The sequence below is a fragment of the Mangrovibacterium sp. genome, assembly GCF_059905295.1.
The window spans coordinates 1-3,985 of sequence record NZ_JBZQJF010000230.1 but is presented as its reverse complement, the minus strand read 5'-3'; the positions used below and the strand labels follow the sequence as shown (position 1 = coordinate 3,985).

The 3,985-nt window shown below is 43.1% G+C and carries 4 protein-coding genes; all 4 read left to right on the top strand.

Annotated elements, in window-relative coordinates; translation table 11 throughout:
• A partial coding sequence (locus AC37HE_RS12220; protein ID WP_500783126.1) for a RagB/SusD family nutrient uptake outer membrane protein occupies nucleotides 1–842 on the top strand: 842 nt, incomplete at its 5' end.
• Nucleotides 843–877: 35 nt separating this feature from the next.
• Complete coding sequence (locus AC37HE_RS12215) at nucleotides 878–2,290, top strand: DUF3823 domain-containing protein (RefSeq protein WP_500783125.1); 1,413 nt, start codon at nucleotides 878–880, stop codon at nucleotides 2,288–2,290.
• Nucleotides 2,291–2,315: 25 nt separating this feature from the next.
• Entirely contained in the window at nucleotides 2,316–3,371 is a 1,056-nt protein-coding gene (locus AC37HE_RS12210) for a PKD domain-containing protein (protein WP_500783124.1), read from the top strand.
• Between the two features lie 141 nt (nucleotides 3,372–3,512).
• Nucleotides 3,513–3,985: hypothetical protein (locus AC37HE_RS12205; protein ID WP_500783123.1), on the top strand; the 473-nt coding region annotated here is incomplete at its 3' end.

The following is a 3,985-nucleotide window of genomic DNA, read 5'->3' as shown; positions in this document are numbered from 1 at the left end:
TGGTTGAAAGTTACGATTACCTGGATGGAAGCACTGGAACCTTAAGAGACAAAGATGCGAATGGTAATTACATCGTTTACGATAATCTAAGTGACATTTTTGCCAATAAAGACAAACGTCTGGAAGCGACAGTCGTTTATCCGGGCGATCAATTCCGTTCTACAAAAGTTGATATACAAGCTGGTGTTGCCGAGTGGAATGGTTCCGGTTATGATTTGAAAACAGGTGACTTAGGTAGTACAACTGACAATGGCAGAGAGCTGACCGGGTTGGATGGTCCGATTAATGATGCCCAATTTGTGAGTAATACCGGGTTTTATCTTCGCAAGTTAGTTTCTGAAGATCCTGATGCCGGTATTCGTCCTACACTTGGCGAAAACTGGTGGCCTTGGTTTCGTTTAGGCGAAATATACCTGAATGCAGGAGAAGCAGCCTATGAGCTGGGTGAATCAGATGCATTGGATTATATCAATAAGGTTCGTGAAAAACATGGTGGATTTCCGGCAAACAGTCTTTCAATTCTTTCAAATAGTCTGATAAGGAAAGAACGCCGCGTAGAATTGGCTTTTGAGGATCAGCGTTTTTGGGATATGAAACGTTGGAGAATAGCCGACCAGGTTTGGGATGGCGATTTTGCCAACCCGAATGCCATGGTTGAAGGCCTGTATCCTTACCAAATTTCAAGAGATGGCGATGCTTCTGATGGGAAATACATCTTTGTAAGGACAGCTCCGGTTCGCTTTAAGCAACCTCGATTCTTTAGAATGGCAAACTACTATTCTTCAATCGATCAGGGAGTCTTGAACAACAATCCGAAACTTGTTAAGAACCCGCTCCAATAGAATTTGACTGGATATAAAACTAAAAAAGAACACGAATGAAAAAATTAATCATATTATTTGCAGCCCTTATTAGCATCGTTTTTACGAGCTGCGAAGTGGATAACTTCAGTGCTCCTGAGTCTATGCTCAGTGGTACGGTTACCTACAACGGGAATGCTGTTGGCGTACGTACCAACGGAACCCAACTGGAACTATGGCAGGATGGTTATGCCTTGAATGAAAAAATTGCAGTACACATCGCTCAGGATGGTACCTATTCAGCTCGTTTGTTCGACGGTGAATACAAAATGGTTCGCCTGGCAGGTGCGCCATGGGATGCCGAATCAAGCGATACAATTATCGTTAATGTAAGTGGCAATACCGTACAGGATGTCGAAGTTCAACCGTTTTTTACGGTGAGTGATGCCTCGTTCGAAGTGAAAGGAAATGCGGTTGTTGCAAAGTTCAAAGTCAACCAGGTTGATCCGACAGCAGTCCTGCAGGATGTTAAACTGTACCTTAGCAAAAACATTCTTGTTGATGAAAATCAAAAAGATTATGCCTTAAGTGCTGATATTTCTTCTATCGTCTCCGGACAAGAGGTGACTATGATCGCGACTTTGCCCACAATTCTGTCTGACGAATACTATTATTTTGCAAGGGTCGGGGTTCGTTCCGATAAATCGAACGAATTCTATTATACACAGGTGCAGGAACTGCAAGGTGATCCGAATGGACCGAAAAACCCAACAGCTGATTTTACAGCTGATGCCATTGGGAAAGATGTGACTTTTACAAGTACTGCGTCCTATGCTGTTAGCTATGCTTGGGATTTCGGCGATGGTGAAACATCAACTGAAGAAAGCCCGACACATACTTATGCTCAGGATGGTGATTATACCGTAAGCCTGACCGTAACCGGAGAAGAAGGAACCATACCGGCCACAGCTACCCAGACGATTTCGGTGGGCTATTCTGAAGTTGCGGTAGAGAATGGAGATATGGAACTTCCAGGGTCAGGTCGTGTTAAAGATTGGGCCGATGTTCCGGGTTGGAGTGCAGATGCGGCAACAACTGATTCAGGCGTTGAAGCCGGTGCCTGGTGGATGCCTGCCGACAACAATGATTATGCGGGTGTTCTATTTACAGGGGATCCTGCTGCATATAACTTGACCGATCAGGTCCTTGCAGAAGGTAATATCGTAAAGGTTAACCTGACAGGAATTGAAGTATGGAATGGTGCTACACTAAATGTTTCATTGTATTACGACAATGGAAATGGTTCCAGACATGTATTCGAATCACAGTCATTTACTGTAGTTGGTGGTGCGTGGACACCAATTGAATTGGTTGGTACAGCACCAGCGGGAGCTGCTGGAGCTAAAGTTGGGGTGATGGTTTCAAACACCTCCAATGATGGTGGCGATGGATGGACCGGATTCGATGATGTTCAATTATTTGTAAAGTAGACTTTAATCTTTTAAAAGAATTGAAATGAAACATTTTAAAATATACAAATTAAGGCTTTTAGCCGTTGCCGCATTACTTTCGTTATTTGTTGTTGCATGTGAGGAAGATGCAGTTGATCCTACCGGGGATTATACCTTTGCTGTTAGTACCAGTAACACCTTGGCGGTTTCCTTTTCCGCTTCGGGGCTTGATGCCGATGCCGTGAGCTGGGATTTTGGTGATGGTGAAACATCAACTTCAATCCATCCGGTACATACTTATGCTCAAGGAGGAATTTATACCGTTGTGTTGACCTTATTTGGGGCAAGTGGCTCTACACCTGCGACAGTTAGTCAGGTGGTTACTGTGATTGATAGTCCATTGGCTGCATTTACCTTTGTGAAGGATTTTATGACGATAAGCTTTACAAATACGACCACATTCGCCGATTCGTATGTATGGGATTTTGGTGACGGTGAAACGTCAACAGAAACGAACCCTGTTCACACTTATGCTGAAGCCGGTGACTATACCGTTACTTTGGATGCAACAGGTGCAGAAGGATCTATTCCCACGTCGTATTCGTATACAGTTAGTCCATCAGAAGTTCCTTATACCGCGATTACTGTAGAGAACGGAGATTTCCAACTTCCGGGAACCGGGAAAATACCAAACTGGGAAACGATCCCTGGTTGGAGCAGTGATACACAAGTCTCTGATTCGGGTGTCGATGGTCCGGATGCGAATGGTAATTTCTGGGGGTATTTGTGGAATAAAGAACCTTCGGTATATAATCTTACAGATCACGTAATCGCTGCAGGCGAGGAATATAAGATAACACTGGATGTATGGGATGCTTGGTCGGGTAATGATAATTTTGTCGTTACATTGTACTATAACACTGGTGACGGTAACCGGAATGTACTGGCTACTGAAACTTTTGCAACCCTTGGTAATGGATTGGAATTATCCACTTTTGCTACCGAAGCTTCAGTTGGAGCCCGTCTTGGAATTGAGCTTAAAGCAAATGCTACAGGTAATGCTGGTTGGCTTAACAATGGATGGACGGCGTTTGATAATGTAAAATTATTTGTTAGATAAATCTCGTTTTTCATCATCTGAAAAGGCACAGGCGTAAAGCCTGTGCCTTCCATTACGATACCGAAATTTTGGTACCTTACGATCTGTGAACCACATTCGGGCTTTTCAAAATAATTTCTTAGCTATAAAAACTAATCAAAGATGAGTATCAGAAAAAACTTTGCCCTGATGGCTTTGACTATGTTAACCCTTGGTGTTAACGCACAGTCTATTCGATGGGTGAGTAGTACAGAAAACAATACTTGGAAACAGACAACATTAAAACTTGAAAAAGAGGCGATAACAACTCCTGACCTTGAAATAAACGGAAATGAAGATATTGTGACTTTCAAGGCCTGGGGGACCTGTTTTAACGAAAGAGGATGGGATGCGCTGAATATGCTTCCGCGGAAACAACAAGAAAAGATCCTGAGTCAATTGTTTGCTCCGGATGGCGACTTGCAGTTTACGATTGGTCGTTTTTCGATGAATGCCAACGATTATGCCCGCGATTGGTATAGTTGCGACGAAGTAAGTGGCGATTTTCAGTTGAAGTATTTTAACATCGATCGTGATAAAACAACACTGATTCCTTTTATTAAAGCAGCACAGGAAAAGAACCCGGATTTAACCTT